Annotated in this window: 18 protein-coding genes, 1 pseudogene and 1 riboswitch; of the genes and pseudogenes, 2 read left to right on the top strand and 17 right to left on the bottom strand. The window is 41.2% G+C overall.

The genetic code is table 11. The annotated features are described in order from the left end of the window. Nucleotides 1–53: 53 nt before the first annotated feature. The 7 genes and pseudogenes from BUB05_RS07400 to BUB05_RS07370 form a co-directional block, all read right to left on the bottom strand. Nucleotides 54–977 (bottom strand): ABC transporter permease, encoded by a 924-nt coding sequence (locus tag BUB05_RS07400; protein WP_073048961.1) that lies wholly within the window; start codon nt 975–977, stop codon nt 54–56. Beyond that, a complete protein-coding gene (locus BUB05_RS07395) occupies nt 974–2,044 on the bottom strand; it encodes an ABC transporter permease (protein ID WP_073048960.1) in 1,071 nt (356 codons plus the stop codon). The genes BUB05_RS07400 and BUB05_RS07395 overlap by 4 nt, the downstream gene beginning before the upstream one ends. After that, nucleotides 2,041–3,560, bottom strand: a pseudogene (locus BUB05_RS07390) (ABC transporter ATP-binding protein). Before BUB05_RS07390 ends, BUB05_RS07395 begins: the two are co-directional and overlap by 4 nt. A gap of 4 nt (nt 3,561–3,564) precedes the next feature. Next, a complete protein-coding gene (locus BUB05_RS07385) occupies nt 3,565–4,665 on the bottom strand; it encodes a BMP family ABC transporter substrate-binding protein (protein ID WP_245819790.1) in 1,101 nt (366 codons plus the stop codon). A gap of 22 nt (nt 4,666–4,687) precedes the next feature. Continuing rightward, entirely contained in the window at nt 4,688–5,260 is a 573-nt protein-coding gene (locus BUB05_RS07380) for a xanthine phosphoribosyltransferase (protein ID WP_073048959.1), read from the bottom strand. Nucleotides 5,261–5,439: 179 nt separating this feature from the next. Continuing rightward, a riboswitch (purine riboswitch) is annotated at nt 5,440–5,544 on the bottom strand. 111 nt (nt 5,545–5,655) lie between these two features. After that, on the bottom strand, nt 5,656–6,513 hold the full coding sequence (locus BUB05_RS07375) for a DegV family protein (RefSeq protein ID WP_073048958.1): 858 nt from the start codon (nt 6,511–6,513) through the stop codon (nt 5,656–5,658). 12 nt (nt 6,514–6,525) lie between these two features. Next, the gene (locus BUB05_RS07370; RefSeq protein WP_073048957.1) at nt 6,526–7,413 is read right to left on the bottom strand and encodes a DegV family protein; all 888 of its coding nucleotides are present in this window, start codon (nt 7,411–7,413) and stop codon (nt 6,526–6,528) included. 353 nt (nt 7,414–7,766) lie between these two features. Between BUB05_RS07370 and BUB05_RS07365 the strand changes: the two genes are divergently transcribed. After that, complete coding sequence (locus BUB05_RS07365) at nt 7,767–8,399, top strand: S-layer homology domain-containing protein (protein WP_073048956.1); 633 nt, start codon at nt 7,767–7,769, stop codon at nt 8,397–8,399. Nucleotides 8,400–8,463: 64 nt separating this feature from the next. Here BUB05_RS07365 and purD read toward each other — a convergent pair whose 3' ends face one another. From purD to hisJ, 10 genes are all read right to left on the bottom strand, one after another. Continuing rightward, nucleotides 8,464–9,717 carry a phosphoribosylamine--glycine ligase gene (purD, locus tag BUB05_RS07360; RefSeq protein WP_073048955.1) on the bottom strand — a complete coding sequence of 418 codons (1,254 nt, stop codon included), beginning with the start codon at nt 9,715–9,717 and terminating at the stop codon, nt 8,464–8,466. A gap of 9 nt (nt 9,718–9,726) precedes the next feature. Continuing rightward, on the bottom strand, nt 9,727–11,280 hold the full coding sequence (gene purH / locus BUB05_RS07355; RefSeq protein ID WP_073048954.1) for a bifunctional phosphoribosylaminoimidazolecarboxamide formyltransferase/IMP cyclohydrolase: 1,554 nt from the start codon (nt 11,278–11,280) through the stop codon (nt 9,727–9,729). 38 nt (nt 11,281–11,318) lie between these two features. Then, nucleotides 11,319–11,951 carry a phosphoribosylglycinamide formyltransferase gene (gene purN / locus BUB05_RS07350; RefSeq protein WP_073048953.1) on the bottom strand — a complete coding sequence of 211 codons (633 nt, stop codon included), beginning with the start codon at nt 11,949–11,951 and terminating at the stop codon, nt 11,319–11,321. Beyond that, a complete protein-coding gene (gene purM / locus BUB05_RS07345) occupies nt 11,939–12,979 on the bottom strand; it encodes a phosphoribosylformylglycinamidine cyclo-ligase (RefSeq protein ID WP_073048952.1) in 1,041 nt (346 codons plus the stop codon). The genes purN and purM overlap by 13 nt, the downstream gene beginning before the upstream one ends. Nucleotides 12,980–13,000: 21 nt before the next feature. Continuing rightward, the gene (gene purF, locus BUB05_RS07340) at nt 13,001–14,395 is read right to left on the bottom strand and encodes an amidophosphoribosyltransferase (protein ID WP_073048951.1); all 1,395 of its coding nucleotides are present in this window, start codon (nt 14,393–14,395) and stop codon (nt 13,001–13,003) included. A gap of 3 nt (nt 14,396–14,398) precedes the next feature. Continuing rightward, a complete protein-coding gene (gene purC / locus BUB05_RS07335) occupies nt 14,399–15,103 on the bottom strand; it encodes a phosphoribosylaminoimidazolesuccinocarboxamide synthase (RefSeq protein ID WP_073048950.1) in 705 nt (234 codons plus the stop codon). A 390-nt stretch (nt 15,104–15,493) separates the two neighbouring features. Beyond that, nucleotides 15,494–15,976, bottom strand: a complete 483-nt coding sequence (gene purE, locus BUB05_RS07330; RefSeq protein WP_073048949.1) for a 5-(carboxyamino)imidazole ribonucleotide mutase — start codon at nt 15,974–15,976, stop codon at nt 15,494–15,496. Nucleotides 15,977–15,997: 21 nt separating this feature from the next. Further along, complete coding sequence (locus tag BUB05_RS07325) at nt 15,998–19,750, bottom strand: phosphoribosylformylglycinamidine synthase (protein WP_073048948.1); 3,753 nt, start codon at nt 19,748–19,750, stop codon at nt 15,998–16,000. Between the two features lie 132 nt (nt 19,751–19,882). Further along, nucleotides 19,883–21,697: an amidohydrolase gene (locus BUB05_RS07320; RefSeq protein WP_175548528.1), complete on the bottom strand. Its 1,815-nt coding sequence runs from the start codon at nt 21,695–21,697 to the stop codon at nt 19,883–19,885. Next, a complete protein-coding gene (hisJ, locus tag BUB05_RS07315) occupies nt 21,694–22,548 on the bottom strand; it encodes a histidinol-phosphatase HisJ (protein WP_073048947.1) in 855 nt (284 codons plus the stop codon). The genes BUB05_RS07320 and hisJ overlap by 4 nt, the downstream gene beginning before the upstream one ends. A gap of 165 nt (nt 22,549–22,713) precedes the next feature. On the opposite strand from hisJ, the gene BUB05_RS07310 reads away from it, so the two are divergent. Next, entirely contained in the window at nt 22,714–24,012 is a 1,299-nt protein-coding gene (locus BUB05_RS07310; protein ID WP_073048946.1) for a patatin-like phospholipase family protein, read from the top strand. Nucleotides 24,013–24,141 lie beyond the last annotated feature (129 nt).

The raw sequence follows: 24,141 nt of genomic DNA, 5'->3' as shown, positions 1-24,141 counted from the left end.
TTCACACAAAATAAAACCTTCACATGAAAATGCAAAGGCTAAATTATTCTTATCTATCTTTCTTCTCTGAAATATGGAATACTCAAACCCTTTGGGGGAGAGTTTAGTTTGGATTTTTTTGCAGAGCTGAATGCAAGCACTATTATTGTAACAAGATAAGGCAGCATGTTCAATAGACTCTGCGGTATATTCAAATGCTGTATCCTGAATCCCAAAATGCTTAGACCTCCAAAAAGTACAGCTCCGAAAATAGCTCTGTATGGATTCCATCTTGCAAATATTACAAGAGCTACCGCAATCCATCCTCTTCCCGCTGTTATATTGTCCTGCCACGTAGGAACACTGACAACAGAAAGATATGCTCCGCCTAATCCACACAAGGCACCACCTGTGAGTATGTGAATATATTTATATAGACTTACATTGATTCCTGCAGCATCGGCTGCTGACGGATTCTCTCCTACTGCCCTGAGATAGAGACCAGGCCTTGTTCTGTACAGGTAAAAGCCTGTAACAATTGAACATACCAGTCCCAGGTATACATATGGGTCCTGTGCAAACAACGCCGGTCCGACAATCGGAATCCTTGACAGTATGGGTATACTAACCGGCTTAAAGAAAGATATTATTTCTCTTGGCATCCTCTGTCCTATATAGTTTGTTCCAAGAAAACTCGAAAACCCTGTACCAAATATTGTAAGGGACAGACCGGATACCACCTGGTTTGCTCTTAGTGTTACTGTAAGAAAAGCATATACCAGCGCAGCAAGGGCCCCTGCCATTCCAGCTCCTATTATTGTCATAAGAGGGCTGGCTGTAGACATGCCCATTCCAAATCCAGCAACTGCACCTATGAGCATCATTCCTTCGACTCCAAGATTCAGGTTTCCTGCTTTTTCAGTTATAAGTTCTCCAAGCGTTGCAAAGAGAAGGGGAATTCCCGCTATTATCATCGCTGTAAAAAATCCATTGCTCATGCAGCATCCTCCTTCTTTCCTTTTTTATTAAAAACCAACTTGTATTGTACAAAAAATTCACTCCCTATGACAAAGAACAGTATAAGGCTCTGTATTATCTCAGCTGCCGACTGTGGTATCTGAAAAGCAGTCTGAATAAAGCTTCCGCCCTTTGTCATGGCTGCAAAAAGCACCGATACAGGCACAATAAGAATCGGACTGAGGCCTGAAAGCCATGCAGTAATAATTGCAGTATATCCATATCCTGCAGACAACTGGGTGTTTAGTGTCTGGTTTACGGCAGAAGCCTGCATCATTCCTGCAATTCCACAGATTCCTCCACTGACGATTATTGAAAGCACTATTACCTTGCTTACATTTATTCCTGAATATCTTGCAGTATTCTTGCTCTCACCTACTACAGCAATCTGATAGCCCTGCTTTGTGCGCCTCATTACAAATGTCATCAGCACAACAAGGAAAATGGCAAAAATCCAACCTACATGTACACCAAATATTTTTGGCATCACAGCATTATCGGCAAAATTGGCAATCTTGGGAAATCCCATTGAGTTTGGATCCTTCCAGGGACCATATTGCAGATACGTTATCCACTGAAGAGCGATATAGTTCATCATAAGGGTAACAATGGTTTCATTTGTGTCAAACCTTACCTTCAACATCGCCGGTATCATTGCCCACAAACCGCCGCCTGCAAATCCCGCTATCATCATGACCAAAAGCAGCAACGGCTTTGGAAGAGCATCAAAATTGAGAGCAACATAACTTGCAAAAAGTGCGCCTACCAGAATCTGGCCTTCTGCACCTATGTTCCAGAATTTCATCTTGAAGGCTATCATAATCCCCACGGAAGTAACTACCAAAGGTATTGTTATAGTAATTGTATCCTTTATCCTGTATGCCGATCCAAAGGCTCCCTTTGCCATTGATACGTAAACATCCAAAGGATTGTGTCCAAGAAGGAATATAAAGAATGAAGATGCAATCAAGGCTGACAATACTGCATATAGTTTAATCAATGCGGACTGTCTAGGTGTTATATCCGCTCTTTTTATCATTCGCATCATACAACCTCCCCGCTTCTTTTCTGTCCTGCCATCATAAGACCAAGATCTTCCTTTGTAACTTCTGAAGCCTTTACTATTCCGGTTATTTCTCCATCACAAAGTACCATTATTCTGTCGCAAAGTCTCAAAAGTACATCCAGGTCTTCACCTATGAACAATATAGCCACTCCCTTTTTTTCTGTTCGTTGACAAGGTCATATATTGTATGCGAAGCACCTATGTCCAATCCCCTTACGGCATATGCCGTTATGAGCACATGAGGATTTGTTTCTATTTCCCTTCCTATGAGAACCTTCTGGATGTTTCCTCCCGACAGTTGCTTGACGGGATGTCCTATTCCAGGCGTAACAATATCAAGGGCCTTTATCATTTCCCTGCATTTCTGTGCTATTGACTTCCTGTCCAGCATGATTTTCTTCTGGTTATGCTGTTCCTTCAGCATGAAATTGTCAACCATGTCCATTGAAGCCACCAGACCCATTCCAAGTCTGTCTTCCGGAATGAAACTCATGCTGATACCTTTGAAAATTATTTCCTGAGGTGTTTTCCCTACTATGTTTTCACCCCTGTAGCATATTTCTCCACCGGCTACGGGATAGAGTCCGGCAATTGATTCACAAAGCTCCTTTTGACCGCTTCCTGCAACACCTGCCACTCCGAGGATTTCTCCTTCATACATGTCGAAGGTCACATCCTTTAGAACCTTGACATTGTCAATATCTTCAGCTCTTAAGTTTTTTATTTCCAGAGCCTTTTCCCCTCTCTCGACTTCAGGTCTTTCTATGGAAAGATTTACGGACTTGCCAACCATAAGGTCAGTAAGCTCCTTTGGCGAAGATTCCTTTGTCATAACAGTTTCCACTGTCTGACCTTTTCTAAGGATTGTAACCCTGTCGGAAACATCCATTACCTCATTTAGCTTGTGGGTGATGATAATTATGGAACAACCGCTTTTAGCCATGTTCCTCATTATTTCAAACAGTTTTTTTGTCTCCTGAGGAGTCAGTACGGCAGTAGGTTCATCCATAATCAAGATATCAGCTCCCTGGTAGAGCACCTTCAATATCTCAACTGCCTGCTTTTCACCAATTGACATTTCGTACACTTTCTTGTCCGGATCCACTGCCAGCCCGTATTTATCAGCAATTTCACTGATCTGGCCCGACAGCTCCCTGTTGTTCATTATCATGCTTCCGCCTTGTCCCAGTATAACATTATCCCTGGCAGTCATAACTTCCACCAGCTTGTAGTGCTGGTGGATCATGCCTATTCCCAAGTTAATGGACTCCTTAGGATTCATTGATGAAACCTTGTTTCCATGTATATAAATAGAACCGCTGTCAGGCTTGTAAAAACCTGACAGCATATTCATCAATGTACTCTTCCCTGCGCCATTCTCGCCTAAAAGCGCATGGATTTCGCCCTTATTAACTTCGAAATTAATATTATTGTTTGCCTTTACTGAACCAAAGCTTTTGCATATGTTTTCCATTTTTACAAAAACTTGATTATCCATAATACTATTCGCTTATTTCTCCTTTAACGCCTTGAACGAACCACTTCATGTTAAGCATCTCTCCATCGTCCACTGCACTTCCTTCTTCAACTGCAACTTCACCAGCCTGGTTGTATATAGGTCCTGCAAATACGTTTAATGACTTGTCTATAATTTTTGCCGCTGCAGCTTCTACCGCTTCAGCCGTGCCTTCTGCAGCATTTTCTGTAAGAGGTGCAAGCTCGACTATGCCATCTGCCATCTCTCCCCAGTATGCATGGCTTTCAAAACTGCCGTCCATTACAGCCTGAACCTGCTCCACATAATAAGGTCCCCAGTTCCATACAGGAGCTGTGATATACGCCTCCGGTGCCATTGCAGACATATCCGTGTTGTATCCTATTGAATACACTCCTCTTTCCTCTGCAGCCTGCTGAGGTCCCGTAGTGTCCTGATGCTGTGTGATTATATCTGCTCCACCGTCAAGAAGAGCAATTGCTGCAGCCTTCTCCGTATCCGGGTCATACCATGTATATGTCCAAACAACCTCTACTTCTACATCAGGATTTACCGACTGTGCACCAAGTGTGAATGCATTTATTCCTCTGATAACCTCAGGAATATCAAAAGCCGCTACATAACCAATCTTGTTTGTTTCAGTCTTAAGACCTGCTGCTATCCCGGAAAGGTATCTCGCTTCATACATTCTACCGAAGTAGTTCGCCATATTTTCCGTAGTTTTATATCCTGAACAATGGAAAAATGCAACATCAGGGAATTCCTTGGACATTTTTTCAACATAATCCATATATCCGAAGCTTGTTGCAAAAATTGCTGTTGCTCCCTGATCTATCATGTTTCTTATTTCTGCTTCCACTTCCTGAGTCTCCGGTACGGATTCCTTATAAAGAGTCTTAACTCCCAACTGCTCTTCAAGATAAAGTCTTCCCTGATCATGAGCATAGGACCATCCACCGTCACCTATAGGTCCAACATAGATGAATCCCACTATCATATCTTCAGCCGATTCAGCACCTGTCGGTTCTTCCGCCGGCTTTTCGCCGGAACATCCTGCCAATGCAAATACCATTACTACTACCAATAACAACGCTAAAAATCTTTTCACTTCTTCCTCCTTAAGTCCAGTTTCATGATTTAAATTCTATCTCCCCGTTGCCCATGTGATCGATAACAGCAAGGGACTCAACTCTATAACCCTTTTCACGCAAGATTCGACCACCTTCCTGAAATCCTTTTTCAATAACAATCCCTATACCCTTAACCTTTGCCCCCGCCTGACATACAATGTCGACAAGACCCAAGGCAGCCCGTCCGTTGGCCAGAAAATCATCCACAATAAGGATGTTGTCCTCATCGGACAGATACTTTCTTGATACCTTGACATCATAATCCGTCTTTTTTGTGAAAGAATATACACTTGTAGAATAAACATCCTCATCAATGTTCAATGATTTCGTTTTTTTCGCAAATACAAGGGGCACGCCAAAATGAAGCGCAACGAAGGCTCCTATTGCAATGCCGGAAGCTTCGATGGTCAATATTTTAGTAATGTTACTGTCTTTGAAAAGTCTTTTAAACTCCTTTCCAATTTCGTCCATCAGAACAGGATCAACCTGATGATTAAGAAATTCATCAACCTTGATAATATTCTCCCCTATTGCCTTTCCATCTTCCAGTATTCTCTTCTTCAATAAATCCATATGATATCTCCTAAACAAAAATGTATCGTCTGCACAGAAAGTTTCCCCAATCGTATAACACCAGAGTTTCAAGGTATTATACAAATATTAACTTTCTTAAGCATCAAGAAGCAGCTACGCTGCAAAAAAATAACCCTGCATCCGCAGAGTTCTGTAAAACTATAAGCTTAATGATTAAGCCTTAAGAATAAAGAACTCGTAGCCTGTAACTATTTTAAGGTAGTTTGGTAGAAACATTTGATCCATATCATCAAATTTATACGAGTGGTGCAATGATTTCTCAAAGCACAATATTTTTTTTTAAGATTCACATGCATTCACACGGAACCACTATGAATTTTATTACATCCCAGCATAAAAATCAAGTAAAATTAAAACAATACTTCATGCTGATATCAGTATTTGTCTTCAGTGGCAAAAAACAATCCAAAGCAATCGGGGCCGCAGTGAGTGGATATTGTACAACTTGCTTCACATACGTATATTTTTTCTACTTCCATGGTCTTTTCAATTGTATTTTTTACCGAATCAATAATTGATGCATCCAGACCTGAATGCGTAATGCAGATTTTATCCCTTTTCAGGTCTGGATATTTCCTTATCTTGTCATTTACAAACTTGGGCAGTACCTTTTCCATGGCCCCCCTGTATTTTGCTCCCGAAGTCATGCTTCCGCATGTGTTGTTCACATTGATTTCAACCTTGATGTTCAACAGACTGGCTCCATAGGCCGCCAAGGATGAACATCTGCCGCCTGCTTTTAGAAATTCAAGGTTGTTAAGCACAAATCCTCCATGGTATTTTGTCTTGCTTTCAACAAAATATTCATAAATATCCTTTATATCCATTCCATCATCTATCATTTTTCTGCAGTCCATCAATTGCAATCCTACTGCAGAGGAAAGATTCCCAGAATCAACAACATAGACATCGCCCAGTTCCTCGGCTGCAATTTTACAATTGTTGTAAGAACTTGTAAGTGAGCTTCCCAGACAAAAATGTATCACTGAATAGCCTCTGCTTGTCCATTTCTCAAAATATTTCAAGTATTCCCCTACATTCACTGCCGATGTCTTTGGAAGAATCTTCTTTTCCCTGTAAGCCTCATACAAGTCTTGAGGAAATATATTGACACTGTCCAAATAATCCGTATTTTCCAAATTTATATGATAGGGTATGGTTTCTATTTTAAAATGACCGAGGACATCCTTAGGCAGGTCACATATCCTGTCAGAACTTAATATTATTTTCATATGTTTCCTCCATTAATTAATTCGTTTGTCTCCCCAAAAGTACAATGCAATCGTTCCTGGTCCGGTATGCCCTCCAATAGTCGCACCAATATTGAATATCTCAACCTTGCCATCGAGTTTCGGAAACCTTTTTTCAACAAGCTCAGCGACTGCCTTTGCGTCCTCATAACAGGCGGACTGACTCAAATAACATTTCCCGGAATAGGCAAGGCCTTCCTCTGCATGCTCTTCCATCTTCTCGACTATTCTTTTTATTACCTTTTTCTTGGTTCTTATTTTTTCATTGGATACGAGGTGTCCGGAATTATTCATATTCAAAAGGGGACATATGTTGAGTGCCGTACCTACAAATCCGGCTGTTTTCGATATTCGTCCGCCCTTGATGTAGAACTTCAGGTCCGTCGAAAAAAACCAGTGGTGCATGTTCAATTTATTTTCTTCAATCCATTGGTATAAAACATCAATTGTCATTCCTGAATCTCTAAGATCCACAATTTTATCCATTATTAGTCCATATCCCGAAGATGCCCCCAGCGAATCTACTATATATATTTTCCTTCCCGGAAATCTTTCTTTCAGTTCACCACGTGCTATACAGGCGGAAGTGTAAGTCCCCGATATTCCTGATGATAATGTAACATGAATGATATCCTTGCCTTCCTTCAAGTATTTTGAAAAGTGTTCAATATATTCACCCACACTAACTTGAGATGTTTTCGTTTCAGCGCCTCCTGCCATAGCTGTATAAAGTTCATCTGCAGACACCGATTCTCCCAGGTCATCAAAATATTCTGTTCCATCCAGTTCAAAATGAAAGCATACGTATTTGATTTCTCTTTTTTCAAAATGTTCCTTTGTCAAATCCGCTGTCGAACAGCAGCTTAAAATATAATCTCCCATATTTTTACCTCTTTTTTCTGCGATTTTATAATTATTTTTATCTGCTATATAAATGTAACATATGATTTTTGAAAACACAACAACCTTAAACGAATCAATTTTTGCATATTGACAACTCGCTCCTCTAATAATGAATCTGTATATTTCGTATTTTTTATTGAACCATTTTGAATTATATTTCATATTTCAGGGTATACATTATTTATCTACAAGAAAGCAGCTACGCTGCGTAAAATGCGCAAGCATTTTTTAAGAGGTCGCAGAAAGTTTCCTTAACCGCGTAATACCAATGCTTTAAGAGATTACGCATTATCAACTTTCTTAGACTATAAAATTATTGCGGAGGGATTAATATGAAAAAAAGAATAATACTGCTACTTTCATTCATCCTCATCATTTCTTCATGCATACCTGCCTTTGGAGATGAGGAAAAAGACTGGACCTATTATGCATTTGACGGCACCCAATCCGAATGGGCCGAACCGGAACTGCAGGAAGCTCTTACAAACCATCTGGTTTATGAGGAAATAATGTCCAATTACAACCAAAATATAACTAGAGAAGAGTTCTGCACTCTTTCAGTACTCCTGTATGAAAAGTTTACACGCAATGAGGCCAAAATCGATTTGGACCCATTTGTAGACACAGACAACCCATACGTGCTTAAGGCCTACAATCTTGGCATAGTAAACGGTATCAGCGATACGGAATTTGCTCCCGCAAAAAGCATAACAAGGCAGGAAATTTGCGTAATGATTTACAGGACACTTAAAGCATCAGATTTTGATACATCCGTTGAAATGTCCGAGGATTTCCCCTTTAACGATACACATTTGATTGCCGACTGGGCAATTAACAAAGTCAAATACTGCTACCAGAATGACATCATTCACGGAACAAGCTACAAAATACTGGATCCTCTTTCAAACACTACAAGAGAACAGGCTGTAATACTCATAAACAGGACTTACGTGTCTTTTGAGTAGATAGAAAAACAAAAGACTGTCAGCAACCGGGATTTTCAACCATTTGCCGACAGTCTTAATAATTTTACAGCTTTGCTATGTCCGTTCTATATTGCTTCTTTTCAAATTCTATCTTAGGTAAGTTGTCATAAACTCTTTCCCTTGCCTTTTCTATACTGTCGGCAACACAGGTTACTGCCAGCACCCTTCCGCCGTTTGTCACAATGTCATCACCGTCAAACTTGGTGCCTGCATGGAATACTATTATATCTTCATCTACGGTTTCAAGACCGGTGATCGTCTTTCCCTTTTCATATCCTTCAGGATATCCCCCTGAAGCAAGTACTACAGTTACACTTTCCTGTTCATTCCACATCAAGTCTTCCTGCCCAAGATTACCATCTATTGTCTTAAGCATCACTTCAACAATGTCCGATTTCATCCTAGGAAGGACAACCTGTGTTTCAGGATCTCCAAATCTTACATTGAATTCAAGGACCTTGGCTTCATCATTTTCTATCATAAGACCTATGAAAAGAACTCCATGGTAGTCTATGCCATCCTTCTTGAATCCATCGATTATATTGTTCAGTATATTTTCATCAAGGAATTTCTGAAGCTTGTCTGTATATATCGGGTTTGGAGAAAAACATCCCATTCCACCTGTATTGAGTCCTTCGTCATTATCAAAGGCTTTCTTGTAATCCCTCGCACTTTCCATAGGGATTATCCTTTCTCCGTCTACAAAGCACAAAAGAGACGCTTCGATTCCCGTAAGGAATTCCTCGACAACAACAGTATCTCCCGCTTCTCCAAACTGCCTGCTTTCCATGATGGACTTGATGGCTTCAACAGCCTCATCCATCTTCTGACAGATTAGTACACCCTTTCCTGCCGCAAGCCCGTCTGCCTTCACAACTACCGGTTCACTGAAATTCTCAAGCCCGTCTAGAGCATCCTGCGGGTTGTCATACACCCCGTATGCTGCCGTCGGGATATTGTACTTCTCCATGAATCTCTTGGAAAAAGCCTTGCTCCCTTCAAATTCTGCAGCCATTTTATTTGGACCAAAAGATTTTATTCCGTTTTCACTGAGTTTGTCTGAAAGTCCCATAACCAGTGGAACCTCAGGTCCGATTATCGCCAAGTCTATGTTGTTTTCAAGGGCAAATTCCACAATGGCATCAAGGTCTTCAACCTTTATATCTACGCACTCCGCTATTTCACTGATGCCTGCGTTACCAGGCATGCAGTAGAGCTTTTCCACTAGAGGGCTTTGCTTTACCTTCCAGCAGATTGCATGCTCCCTTCCGCCGCTTCCTATTACTAATACCTTCATTTCATACTCCTAGTGTTTAAAATGTCTCATGCCTGTGAATACCATTGCTATTCCGGCATCGTTGCAAGCCTTTATAACCTCTTCATCCCTTATTGAACCACCGGGCTGTATTATAGCCTTTATTCCTGATTCAACTGCCACTTCTATGGAGTCTGCAAAGGGGAAGAATGCATCTGAAGCCAGAGCCGACCCTTCAAGGCTTTCTTTTCCAAGATGTTCAACTGCATGATCAGCAGCCTGTTTTGCAGCCCATATCCTGCTTACCTGTCCAGGTCCTACCCCCAATGACTGCTTGTCCTTGGCTATGGATATTCCGTTTGACTTTGCATACTTCACTATCTTCCATGCAAACAATAAATCTTCCATTTCCTTGTCGCTTGGTTTCCTTTCAGTTACAACCTTGATTCCTTCTTCAGACAAGAGCTTGCTGTCTATGGTCTGTACAAGAAGTCCGCCACCAACCTTCTTAAGGTCATATGCATCATCAGGCTGTTTTTCATTTATATTTTCCAACTTAAGTATTCTTATGTTCTTTTTGCTTTTAAGTATTTCAATGGCTTCTTCAGTATATGAAGGAGCAACCACAATCTCAATGAATATCTTGTTGATTTCAGCAGCAGTTTCTGCATCTATTTCCCTGTTTACAACCACTATTCCACCGTATATTGATACGGGATCTGCTGCATACGCCTTCTTGTATGCATCGATAAGCTTGTCGGCACTTCCAACACCGCAAGGGTTCGCATGCTTGCATGCAACAACTGTAGGCTCGTCAAATTCCTTGACAAGTTCAAGAGCACCATTTGTATCATTGATATTGTTGAATGAAAGTTCCTTTCCGTGGAGCTGCTCGGCATTTGCAAGATAACCCTTCTGCTTGTTGACTTCCTTGTAGAATGCTGCCTTCTGATGAGGGTTTTCTCCATATCTCATGTCCTGAACCTTTTCAAAGGTCATGGTCAGGGTTTCCGGAAGTTCTTCCACCTTTCTTTCTTTTCTCATATAGTTTGCAATAAGCGTATCATATGCAGCCGTATGCTCGAAAACCTTTGATGAAAGATAGAACTTCGTATCGGCACTGACTTCCTTGTTTTCCTCAAGCTCCTTAAGAACACCCTCGTAATCAGCCGGGTCAACAACAACTGCAACATCACCATAGTTCTTGGCTGCAGACCTTAGCATTGTAGGACCGCCTATATCTATATTTTCAATTGCATCTTCTCTTGTTACATTATCCTTCATTATTGTAGCTTTAAACGGATAAAGGTTTACGACAACCAAGTCTATAGGAGTCACATCAAGCTCCTTGATCTGCTTCATATGCTCTTCGTTGCCTCTTATGGCAAGCAGTCCTGCATGGATATTTGGATGAAGAGTCTTCACCCTTCCGTCCAGACATTCAGGAAATCCCGTAACCTCTGAGATGCCTATTACAGGTACTCCGCTTTCAATCAACTTTTTGGCCGTACCTCCCGTTGAAACGATTTCAACTCCAAGATCCACCAGTTTCTTTGAAAATTCTACAATTCCGCTTTTATCAGATACGCTTATTAAAGCCCTCATTTTCTCCTCCATTCTATTCCTTTGGATAGCTTCATAAATTATGAAGTTATCTTTGCTATTTGTACCTTCCTGCCTATAACAGAAAGTTTATTGTCGCAAAACAATCTTACAGCTTCCGGCAGAATTTCATGTTCCACCTTAAGCACTTTTTTCTGCAGTGTTTCCGCAGTATCATCATAGTCCACCTCAACAGTCTTCTGAATAATTATTGGACCGTTGTCAGCTTCTTCGTTAACAAAATGAACAGTGGCTCCACTTACCTTCACTCCATATTCCACTGCCTTTTCGTGGACCTTCAGTCCATAGCAGCCTTTTCCGCAAAATGAAGGAATCAGTGACGGGTGAATGTTTATTATCCTGTTTCTGAATTCCTCCACAAAATATGGGCTTATTATCTTCAGATATCCTGCGAGAACTACAAGCTCCACATTTCTTTCCTTAAGAACCTTCACTATTTCCCTGCTGTATGCCTCGTCGTCAAGGCCCTTGGCGCTTAGGAAGATTCCTTCAATATTATGTTTTTTGGCTCTTTCAAGTCCGTAGGCAGAACTTCTGTTTGATACGACTACAGCTATTTCGCCGTTTATTTTTTTATCTTCAATATGGTCAATGATGGTTTGCAGGTTCGAACCCGAACCCGAAACCAACACAGCTATTCTTACTGGTGACATATTTTTATGTCTCCCTCTCTCTTAACTATCTTTCCAAGGACTACAGGCTTCTCATCCTTCTCCTTCAGATACTTTACTACATCATCGGCAATCTTTTTGTCAACAGCCATGACAATGCCGATACCCATGTTGAAGGTCGAATACATTTCATCAATGTCAATCTTTCCTTCCCTCTGCATAACCTTGAATATGGGATGAACCTCAATATCTTTGGTGTCTATGTCGGCCGACAGTCCATCAGGAATCATTCTTGGAATATTCTCGTAGAATCCACCGCCTGTTATATTGCTCATTCCATTTATCTTGAATTTTTCAACAAGGTCAAGTATTATATCTGCATATATTCTTGTAGGAGTTATCAAAGCTTCACCCAAAGTACATCCCAGTTCCTTGACTTCCTTGTTGACATCCCACTTCAATACATCAAAGAAAAGTTTTCTTACAAGGGAATATCCGTTGGAATGGATACCGCTTGAAGGAAGACCTATGAGAACATCACCTTCCTTTATGTCCTTTCCTGTTATTATCTTTTTCTTGTCTACAACACCTACAGTGAATCCTGCAACATCATACTCGCCTTCGCTGTACAACCCAGGCATTTCAGCAGTCTCTCCACCAATCAGCGCAGCCCCGGACTGGATGCACCCTTCAGCTATACCCTTGACAATATCTGCAGCCTTTGCAGGGTCAAGTTTGCCCGTAGCTATGTAGTCCAGGAAGAAAAGAGGCTTTGCTCCCTGGCATAATATATCGTTTACGCACATTGCAACAGCATCAATTCCTATTGTATCGTGCTTGTCGGTCTTGAAAGCTATCATGAGTTTTGTTCCTACTCCATCTGTACCGGAGACAAGGACCGGCTCCTCATAGGCATCCTTGTCAAGCTGAAACATGCCGCCAAAGCCGCCTATATCGGAAAGCACACCCTTGGTCATAGTCTTTTTAACATGTTCCTTCATCAATTTAACAGATTCATAACCTGCGTGAATATCAACGCCGGAATCCTTGTATGTTAATCCATCCTTCATATCTATATCCTCCAATATCTCTTAAATATCCTGGTTGGGCACTGCCATAGGATAATCTCCGTCAAGGCAAGCTAGACAGAATCCATTCTCCTGACCGGTAGCCTTCAAAAGTCCCGGTATTGAAAGGTAGTTAAGGGTGTCTGCACCAAGAAAGTCCTTTATTTCCTCTTCAGTCTTCGATGCTCCTATGAGATATTCCCTGAACGGAGTATCAATTCCAAAGAAGCATGAATACTTGACCGGAGGTGAAGCAACCCTTACATGAACTTCAGTAGCTCCTGCTTCCTTTATCATTTTAACAAGCTTTCTGCTTGTAGTTCCTCTTACTATCGAATCATCTATTACAACAACTCGCTTGTCCTTAACAATTTCTTTGAGAACGCTAAGTTTGATCTTGACCCCTTCTTCCCTCAGTGCCTGATTTGGCTCGATGAAGGTCCTCTTGGCATATCTGTTCTTTATGAGACCAAGACCATAAGGAATTCCCAGGGTCTGGGCATATCCTATAGCTGCAGGGGTCCCGGAATCAGGCACGGAAAATACCAGGTCAGCTTCTACTGGCGATTCCTGTGCCAGTTGTACTCCCGAATTAAATCTTGTCTGGTATACATTGATTCCGTCTATTGTACTGTCCGGCCTTGCAAAATACACGAACTCAAACAGGCATGACTTCTTTCTTACAAAGAGATCGCTTTTGATGCTGGTTACACCAGTTTCATCGATTACAACAATTTCACCGGGCTCCACGTCTCTTATGAACTCTCCACCCATTGCCGCGATGGCACAGCTTTCTGAAGCGAGAAGATAACCGTCTTCCCTCTTTCCAAGACACAATGGTCTTAGTCCGAATGGATCCCTCATTCCTATAAGCTGCTTTTCAGTCATGATGACAAAGGCATATGCACCCTTGATTATTTCCATTACATTCTTGGCTGACTTTACCATGTCGCCCTTGTAGTTTCTTGCCAAAAGGTTTGCTACAACCTCTGTATCAGTTGAAGTCTGGAATATTACCCCATTATCCTCCAGCATTTCCCTCAGGGCCTCGGTATTTGTAAGATTCCCGTTATGCGAAAGGGCAAGTGAACCCTTTCTGAAATTAACAACAAGAGGCTGTGCATTAGCCTTGAGGCTGTCACCCGTTGTTGAATATCTGACATGAGCAGTTGCCATTCCTCCAACCAGACTGTTAAGTACATCATTGTTGAAAATTTCGGAAACCAGTCCCATATCCTTATGGTACTCTATTCCTCCACCTGATTTAACTGCTATTCCAGCACTTTCCTGACCTCTGTGCTGAAGTGCAAACAATCCGTAATATGCCAGCTGAGACACAATTTCCGGCTTATCCGAATACACACCTATTACACCGCATTCCTCATGCAGCTTATCTTCTCCAAACATCTTCTCGAACATTATTTACTCCTGAATCCTTTTTAGTACTTCCTGATAAGTATCTTCCACATCGCCCATGTCTCTTCTGAACCTGTCCTTGTCAAGTTTTCTGTTTGTTCCAAGCTCCCAAAGTCTGCAAGTGTCAGGTGAAATCTCGTCGGCAAGGATAATCTTTCCATCATAAATTCCGAATTCAAGTTTAAAATCAACAAGTCTGATGTTTTTCTCTGCAAAATATTTTGAAAGAACTTCATTTACCTTGAATGCATATTCCTTGATTGTTGCTATAGTTTCCCTGTCTGCAATTCCAACAGCATATGCATGATACTCGTTAATCATAGGATCTCCAAGAGCATCATCCTTGTAGCTTAATTCGAAGATTGTCTCCTTGAGCTCAGTGCCCTCTTCAAGACCCATTCTCTTTGCAAAAGAACCAGCAACAACATTTCTTATTATTACCTCAAGAGGCACTATTTCTACTGCCTTTACAAGAGACTCCCTGTCGCTTAAAAGCTTTTCAAAATGGGTAGGCACCCCATTCTCTTCAAGAAGCATGAACATCGCAGCAGACATCTTGTTGTTTACTACACCCTTTCCAACGATTGTGCCCTTCTTCACTCCATTGAACGCAGTAGCGTCATCCTTGTAATCCACTATAAACTGTTTCTCGTTGTCAGTCTTGAATACCTTCTTTGCTTTTCCTTCATATAACATTTCCAATTTTTTCATTATATTCTCCTCCTAAATTTTCAAATTCTAGTATGTTTATTCTGATAATCACTCATTAGATTTCTTACTTTATCATTTTCTTGCTTCAACAATAGCTGAACAATGGTCAAACTATAGTTAAGCAATTGGTAAATCCAGTCTTCTATCGATGATGATATAATTTACAAGCGAGGTCTCGAATTGGAGGTTCGTCAATCATCCTTATTAAAAAGATTGACGTTCCGACAAAACAAAGCAACTTAGTTGCGTCATCCGTGTAAGCGGATGTTGTACGCGTGGAAAGTTAACCCTTAAAGCAAAATCGCAAGTTTCAAGCAATTATGCAAATCATTGACTTCCCTAAGCTGGAGTAGGGAGCTTGTTAATTATATTATCCCATCATGCTGAAAACTATATCTGACTTTGAATATTTACATCCTTTTGCTTCACAGCTTCTGCCATTTCAGCCTTGTACTCCTTGAACTTGACCTTCAGCTCGTCGTACTTGATCGACAGCATCTGCACAGCAAGAAGTGCTGCATTTTCAGCTCCGTTTATTGCAACTGTCGCAACGGGAACTCCGCTCGGCATCTGTACTATGGAAAGAAGTGAATCAAGTCCGTCCATTGTTGAAGACTTTATTGGAAGTCCTATAACCGGAAGTGTGCTTACTCCTGCAAGTACTCCAGGAAGATGAGCCGCCTTTCCTGCTGCTCCTATTATCAAATCATACTCATTTTCTGCATTCTTTGCAAATTCAAGTGCTTCAAAAGGTGTTCTATGTGCCGATATTACCCTTGCATCAAAATCGACGCCAAATTTCCTAAAAACCTTAAGGCCTTTTTCCACTACCGGCAAATCTGAATCACTGCCCATTATTACTGCTACTTTCATGGTAATCCTCCTAAATTTCTCTTATTTAAAATAGTCTATTCCTGCTTCAAATATTTTTTGATCCTTGTTTCCAGGAATATTTATATGCAGATTGTCTCCAATCCTTTCTGAATGTCCCATTTTTCCAAGCACCCTTCCATCAGGGCTTGTAATCCCTTCTATTGCTTCAACAGACCCGTTTGGATTGGCAAAGCCGTCATAAGTAGGCTGTCCGTTTACATCAACATACTGTGTTGCAATCTGACCTGCTGTTTCCAGCTTTGAAATCCACTCTTCTGTGGCTATGAACCTTCCCTCTCCATGGGATACAGGAATTGCATGTAAATCTCCTACCTTGCAGTTGCTGTACCACGGTGAAAGATTCGATGTTATTTTTGTATTTACAAAAGTCGATATATGTCTGCCGATCTTGTTGTATGAAAGTGTAGGTGAATCAATTTCAAGATCCCTGATTTCGCCATACTGCACAAGACCAAGCTTTATCAATGCCTGGAATCCATTGCAAATTCCCAACATAAGTCCGTCCCTGTTCTTTAGAAGGTCCATAACAGCTTCTTTGAGCATTGGATTTCTGAATACCGAAGTTATGAATTTACCCGATCCTTCAGGTTCGTCTCCTGCGCTGAATCCTCCGGGAATTGCTATTATTTGGGATTGCTTGATTTTTTCAGCCATTTCCTTTATTGATTCGTCAATGCTTATACTGTTGAAGTTTTTGAATACGAATATTTCAGCTTCACCGCCTGCCCTTTCAAAGGCTTTTGCAGTGTCATATTCACAGTTTGATCCCGGGAAAACGGGAATGAATACCTTAGGCTTTGCTATTCCACCTTTACCTGTGATCACTGTTCCTTTAGTATATTTAAACTCCTTGACTCCGCCATCAATATCTTCCTTGGCAGGGAAGACATTGTCAAGAGGCTTCATCCAGGCTTCAATCATCTCGTCAATTTCTATTTCCACACAATTTATCTTGATTATCTCTTCTTCGATTGTCTTTCCTATGCTTACATGTTCAAGACCTTCAAGATTGTCAAGGGATTCAACTTCAAGGACAAGTGAACCATATGACGGTTCGAACAAACTGTTCAAATCAGTATTGAATTTGCAAAGTGCTCCTATCTTGTTTCCAAAAGCCATCTTTGATATTGCAGCTCCCAGTCCGCCTTTTCCTATTGTATGGGCTGACAGAATGCTTCCCTTTTCAACAAGCTCCGCTATCCTTTTATATTTGTTCCTTATGTCTTCATATACCGGAAGTCCGTTTTCATCCTGCTTTATTTTGACTGCAGCAATATATGATCCGGCCTTCTTGAATTCAGGGGATATGACCTTGCTTGCCTTTGCATGAGTTACCGCAAATGATACAAGTGTTGGCGGAACATCCATATCCTTGAAGGTACCGGACATGCTGTCCTTTCCTCCTATGGCAGGTATGTCAAGTTCCGTCTGTGCCTTGAACGCTCCAAGGAGAGCCGTGAAAGGCTTGCCCCATCTCTTCTTTTCCTTGTTGAGTTTTTCAAAATATTCCTGAAGAGTCAGCCTCACCTTGCTGTAATCTCCACCCATTGCTACAATCTTGGCAAGGGAGTGAATCACCGCATACTGGGCTCCATGATATGGACTCCACTTTGAAAGGTCAGGATCGAATCCATGCGCCATCAAGGTACAAGTATCAGTATTACCTCCAAGTACGGGAAGTTTGGCAGACATACCTTCTGTCGGCGTCAACTGGTACTTTCCACCAAAAGGCATCAGAACAGTTCCTGCTCCAACAGTAGAGTCGAATCTTTCAACAAGTCCTTTCTGGGAAGCATTGTTCAGCTTCCTCAAATTGTCAATCCATGCATTTTTCAAATCGTCGTTGTCGCAATCTATGCTTCTTGTTTCTGTTTCAGCTTTTTCAGAAGGTTCCGATACATAGATATCGCATTTCTGCTTGACTCCGTTCGTTTCAAGGAAGTCTCTTGAAATGTCAAGAATAGCATCCCCTCTCCACTTCATTACAAGTCTGCCTGTATCAGTAACCTTTGCCACTATTGCAGTTTCAAGATTTTCCTTATAAGCAAGCTCTATGAACCTGTCTACATTCTTCTCGTCAACAACGACAGCCATTCTTTCCTGAGATTCCGATATGGCAAGTTCAGTACCGTCAAGTCCGTCATACTTCTTGAGGACCTTGTCAAGGTCTATATCAAGACTGTCTGCAAGTTCTCCAATGGCAACGGAAACTCCGCCGGCACCAAAGTCGTTGCATTTCTTTATCATTTTACTCAGCTTGTCGTTTCTGAATAGTCTCTGTATCTTTCTTTCTTCAGGTGCATTTCCCTTTTGAACTTCCGAACCGCATACAAGGATTGATTCTTCGTCATGTTCCTTTGACGAACCTGTTGCTCCTCCGCATCCGTCTCTTCCGGTTCTTCCACCCACAAGGATTATTATATCTCCAGGGTCCGACTCAAGCCTGACCACATTTTCCTTTGGAGCAGCAGCTATTACAGCACCGATTTCCATTCTTTTGGCCCTGTAATCGTCATGATATATTTCTTCGACCTTACCCGTTGCAAGGCCTATCTGATTTCCATATGAGCTGTATCCGTGGGCTGCCTCAGTCGTAATCTTAACCTGCGGAAGCTTGCCCGGCAAAGTCTCAGACAAGTCAACTGTAGGATCACCGCTGCCTGTCACCCTCATTGCCTGGTATACATAGGACCTGCCTGACAGCGGATCCCTTATGGCTCCCCCAAGACAGGTTGCCGCACCACCGAAAGGCTCTATTTCCGTGGGGTGATTGTGGGTTTCATTCTTGAACATTACAAGCCATTTTTCAGTCTTTCCATCTACGTCGGCATCCACCTCTATGGAGCATGCATTGATTTCACTTGAGACTTCAAGATCTTCAAGCTTTCCAGCCTTTCTCAAATGCTTCATGGCAAGAACCGCTATATCCATGAGGCATTCTTCTTTCTCTTGAATCCTGTCGCCGTATACTTCCTTCCTTATATCTACATATCTGTCATATGTATTCTTTATATCAGCTGAAATGATTCCATCTTCAAATTCAATATTGTCAAATTCAGTCAGGAATGTTGTATGTCTGCAGTGATCCGACCAGTATGTATCTATTACCTTAAGCTCGGTAACGGTAGGATTTCTCTTTTCTTCATCCCTGAAATACTTCTGGCAAAACAAGAGGTCTTCCCTGCTCATTGCAAAGCCCATTTCAATTCTGTATCCTTCCACTTCATCTTCCGAATAGCCTATGAATCCTTCACAGACAGCAACATCCGGAGGTTCAGGGTATATGTCTTCCAACGAAACTGGCATTTCCATCGCTGCTTCCCTTGAATCTACCGGATTGATCAAATAGTCCTTTATTCTTTTCAAGTCTTCCTGACTTATATTGCCTTCAATGTCAATTATTTTGGCATATTTCACTACAGGCCTCTCTCCTGAAGAAAGAATCTGGATGCATTGTGCAGCCGAATCCGCCCTCTGGTCATATTGTCCCGGAAGATATTCAACTCCAAAAACATTGCTTCCAAGTTCAACACCGTCAAGATGTACGTGGTCCTGATTGTTCTCTGAAAAAACAGATATGACAGCCTGATTGAAAACGTCGTCTTCAATTCCGGAAACATCATATCTGTTCAATATTCTTACCTTATTAATATTATCAATTTTAAGATTTGTTGCAAGTTCCTGCATCAGATGACTGCTTACGACATCAAAGCCGGGTCTTTTTTCAACAAATACTCTTTTTACTCCGCCCATTTCACTCTTCTCCTTAAGCTAATTCAATGTAGTAACATAATACAAAAAAAACTGTAACATGTCAATGATTTTAGGGAAGTTTTTCTTGCGTATTTCAAAATAAAGTTCGTTACGAAACGAACTTTATAGTTTTCAACATATGGTATTATTGGCCGAATATTCGATTTCCCCATTTATTACAGTCATTTCAACGGATACATCCTTTATCTTTTCTTGAGCCATTGCAAATATATCATCAGAAAGAACAGCAAAGTCGGCATATTTTCCACTTTCAAGAACGCCCTTTTTATCTTCCTCTCCAGTCATCCTTGCCGAATTTACAGTATAGCATTTTATCGCTTCACTCACCGTAAGCCTTTGTTCAGGTTTCCATCCTCCTTCAGGGAATCCATCAAAGTCCTTTCTTGTTACAGCCGCATATATGTTTTCAAGTGGATTTGGACTTTCCACAGGAGAATCGGTTCCAAAAGAAGGTTTTATACCCATTTCCACAAAGGTTTTCCAATTATAGGAATATTCAGTTCTGTCAGGCCCCACCCTGCTTTCAACAATCTTCCAGTCGTTTACCGTAAAGACAGGCTGTATATATGCTCCTATTTTGAATTCCCTGAACTTGTCAAAAAGATTTTCATTCATTATCTGACAATGTACTATTCCATCCCTGAGAACAACCCCTTCATTGATTTCCCTTGATTTATGGATGGCATCCAAAACAATGTCCATCATTTTGTCTCCTATTGCATGGACCGCTACAGGAATACCGTTTTTATGGGCAAGGTCTATGAATTCATAAATCTGTTCCTCTGTATAGGCCGATATTCCAAAATTCCCTTCGTCATCCGAATATTCCTCCTCCAGAAGAGCTGTCCTTGCCCCAAGGGAGCCGTCTGCCAGAAGTTTAAGGGGACCTATCCTGAATCTGTTTTCCAAATCCATTCCATGAACTCCCCTTTCAATGAACTGTCTGAAATTTTCAAGCTTAAAGAAAAGGCACTGTTCTGTTACCCTTAGTTTCAATTTCTTATTTTTCACAAGATTAACATAAGCTTTAACAATATTAACCCAGCCTCCACCAGGATGTTGAAGGTCGTCAGTCTGTACACTGGTTATACCGAAAGCCAGAAGTTTTTTCTGGGCATTTTCAATTACCTTCATGATTTCTCCAACAGATGCACCTTCCTCCTTGCCTTCAAGAAGGGACAAGGCATTCTCCTTCAAGATTCCAGTAAGACTCCCTCTTTCATCCTTTTCAACTTCTCCGCCTTCCACTACAGTATCCATGTCTATGTTGAAATATTCAAGAGCCTTTGAATTCACACAGGCAACATGGCCGCACACTCTTGTGAAAACAACTGGAATATCAGTGGATATCCTGTCCAAATCATGCCTTGACGGAAATCTTTTGTCAGCAAATTTTTCCTGGTTCCATCCTCTTCCATAAAAACAACTGCTGCCTACTTTTACCCTTTCACTCAGGGATGCAAGACCTGCTTCCACCATATCCTCTACGGACTTTGCATTTCTCAATTCAACAAATTCGAGGCTTTTACCAAGGGAATAGAGATGCATATGGGAATCATTGAACCCAGGCACTGCAGCCTTGCCACTAAGATCAATTTTCATATCTGTTTTTTCGCCATGGCTTTTCATTATTGAATCATCGTCTCCAAGATCCATTATTATGCCGCTTTCCACATATATGGCCGAATGGACATTATTATCATCATCCATGGTATAAAACTTCCCGTTGTAGTATATCCGTCTTTCAACAGACCCATCTCTTTTCTTCTTTTTGCTTTCCATATAAAATCCAAAAGCTGTAATCATAAGTCCTGCAACCATTCCAACTGCCACAAAGGCACTCTGACTCATTTCATCCTGAAAGAAACCTATTATAAAGGAAGCAGCAAAAATCACAAATCCGGTTATCTTAATTTTAGGAATCATAGTACCTCCCTGATGTCCATATCCTCCCATCCATTCTCTGTGAGGAGCTTGACCTTCTCGCATCCAAGTTCCCTCAATTTTTCGAGCATTTCCTCAAATTCATAGTCAACCCCCTCGACGGTATGTGAGTCTCCACTCACCGTCATTGGAATATCCACCTTTATCATTTCACTAATGATCCAGTCGGACGGGTAGTATTCGGTTGTATACCCTCTGGCCTTACCGCCGGAATTGACTTCCACTATGGATCCTCCTTCCTTGATTTTCCCAAGGCAATCCATTATCGCATCCACATACCATTTTTCCTTCTCATCGAAGAAGTAATTTCCACTGTTGCTTTTCTTGATAAGGTCAAGATGACCCAGTATGTCGGGCTTCAATTCAAGCGCCATGTCCCCTACACACTTGTAGTAGAATTCGACGGCTTCTCTTGTGTTTCCTCCAAAGCTTTCTTTAATTCCCTGCTCAAGTTCATCTCTATTATAGTCCACCGTCCACATGACGCCGTTGTCGAAATGTGCAAGATAATGGACTGAACCTACTATATAATCAAGTCCCTCTATAATTCCCCTGTCAATATGCATTGCTCCAATTCCCGGTATATAATCTATTTCCAGTCCTTTAAATATATTGATTCTATCGCCATATTTCCCCTTTATCCTATCCACTTCTGCAAGATAGCTTTCAAGTTTGTCGCTCGGCATTGTCCAGTCAGTCTCAAAAGGCACCGGTGCGTGGGATGATATCCCGTAGTATTTCAGTCCCTTTTCTATTGCAGATTCCACCATTTCTTCCATTGTATTTATTCCGTCACAGTATGTAGTGTGACTGTGATAGTTGAATTTAATCATTGTTGCCTCCTTGTAAATGATAATAACTACTATATTATAACACCTCCACCGTAATTCATAAATAATTATTCAGCAACGTTGTATATTATATGGAATTTTGTTAATATTGTATTGTATATGTACTTTCAACTTTATTAAACCGGAAAAACTACAGGTGGTGCAATTATGAACAGAGAAATCATTGATATAAACAAGGAATACGGACTGGTGCTGGCAGGCGGAGGGACAAAAGGTTGCTACGAGATCGGTGTCTGGAAAGCTCTCAATGAGCTTGGTGTAAAAATCAAAGCTGTATCAGGCACTTCCATAGGTGCCATAAACGGAGCATTCTTTGCTCTAAGGGACTTCGAAACAGCATATGAGATTTGGTCAAATATAAACATTTCAAACTTCATAGAAATTGAAAGCGACAACATGATAGCCATGTTCATAAAAGCAATAAGGAGCAGCGGATTGAATGTCGATCCCTTAAGGGCCATGATGGACAAATATTTCGACGAAGACAGGATACGGGGATCGGATATTGACTACGGCCTTGTCACCTATTCCCTGTCAGACAGAAAGCCTGTGACAGTAATGAAAAAGGATATTCCCATAGGCCGTATAAACGACTATATCATGGCAAGCGCCAACCTGCCCATATTCAAGACAGCGGAAATTGACGGCAAGAAGTTTATTGACGGAGGTGTTTACGACAATATACCAGCCCCACTCCTTGCCAATTCCGGAATAAGGGATATCATCATCGTCCATCTATCGGGAACTGTGCCGTCCAAAAACCACACCGCTAAAAGTCTTGGCATAGATTCATTGTACAACATAAAAAACTCCTCTGAACTGTGCGGCATACTGGAGTTCAACCACGAAAAGATAATGACCGGCATTGAAATGGGTTACCTGGATGCCATGAAGGCTTTCGGAAAGGTTCACGGTAAGAAATACTTCCTGAACACCTCCGTTGAAGAATATGAGCATACAAAATATCTCAAGCCCGTAACGGATATTGAACTGATTGGAATTCTGGACAGAATCAGAGAAGATTCAAACGGAGATTCAAGAAGCATGAGATATCCCCTCATCAAAAGGCTTTATGAATACTCAGAGCACAAACTGACGTCAAAAACAGTTCTGCAGGCCTGCCTTGAAATCACAGCAGAACTCTTCGACATGGAACACATCAGGCTTTATTCTGCTGATGAACTCTACAGCAGAGTCCTGGAAGAATACAAAAAAACCATGGAAAGCATCGAGTACGTCCAGTCCCGAAAAACTTTAATGGAAATGTACAAATCCATGGAATTCAACGATATCAACAAGAAAAATCTTGCTGCATATTTCATATCCCTCGGAGCAAGCGACAAGACCAGCAAGAAATACCTGCTGAAATATGTACCTAAGGTCTACATAGCCTACCTCTTCCTTGATTTCATGAAGACCAGGGACAAAAGGCTTCTTGCCAAATGAAATCAGAAAATCAATTTAAAAGACTACGGAAACTTCATATATGGTCAGTCTCCGTAGTCTTTCCTTTTTATCCTGTTGTTCCCCAATAATATTGAATTTCAGCGAGGTCTCGAATTCAAGTTTCGATAA

The sequence above is a fragment of the Dethiosulfatibacter aminovorans DSM 17477 genome (assembly GCF_900142005.1).
Taxonomy (GTDB): domain Bacteria; phylum Bacillota; class Clostridia; order Tissierellales; family Dethiosulfatibacteraceae; genus Dethiosulfatibacter; species Dethiosulfatibacter aminovorans.
Note: the sequence above shows the minus strand (reverse complement) of the source record. Positions and strands in the feature narration are given on the sequence as shown.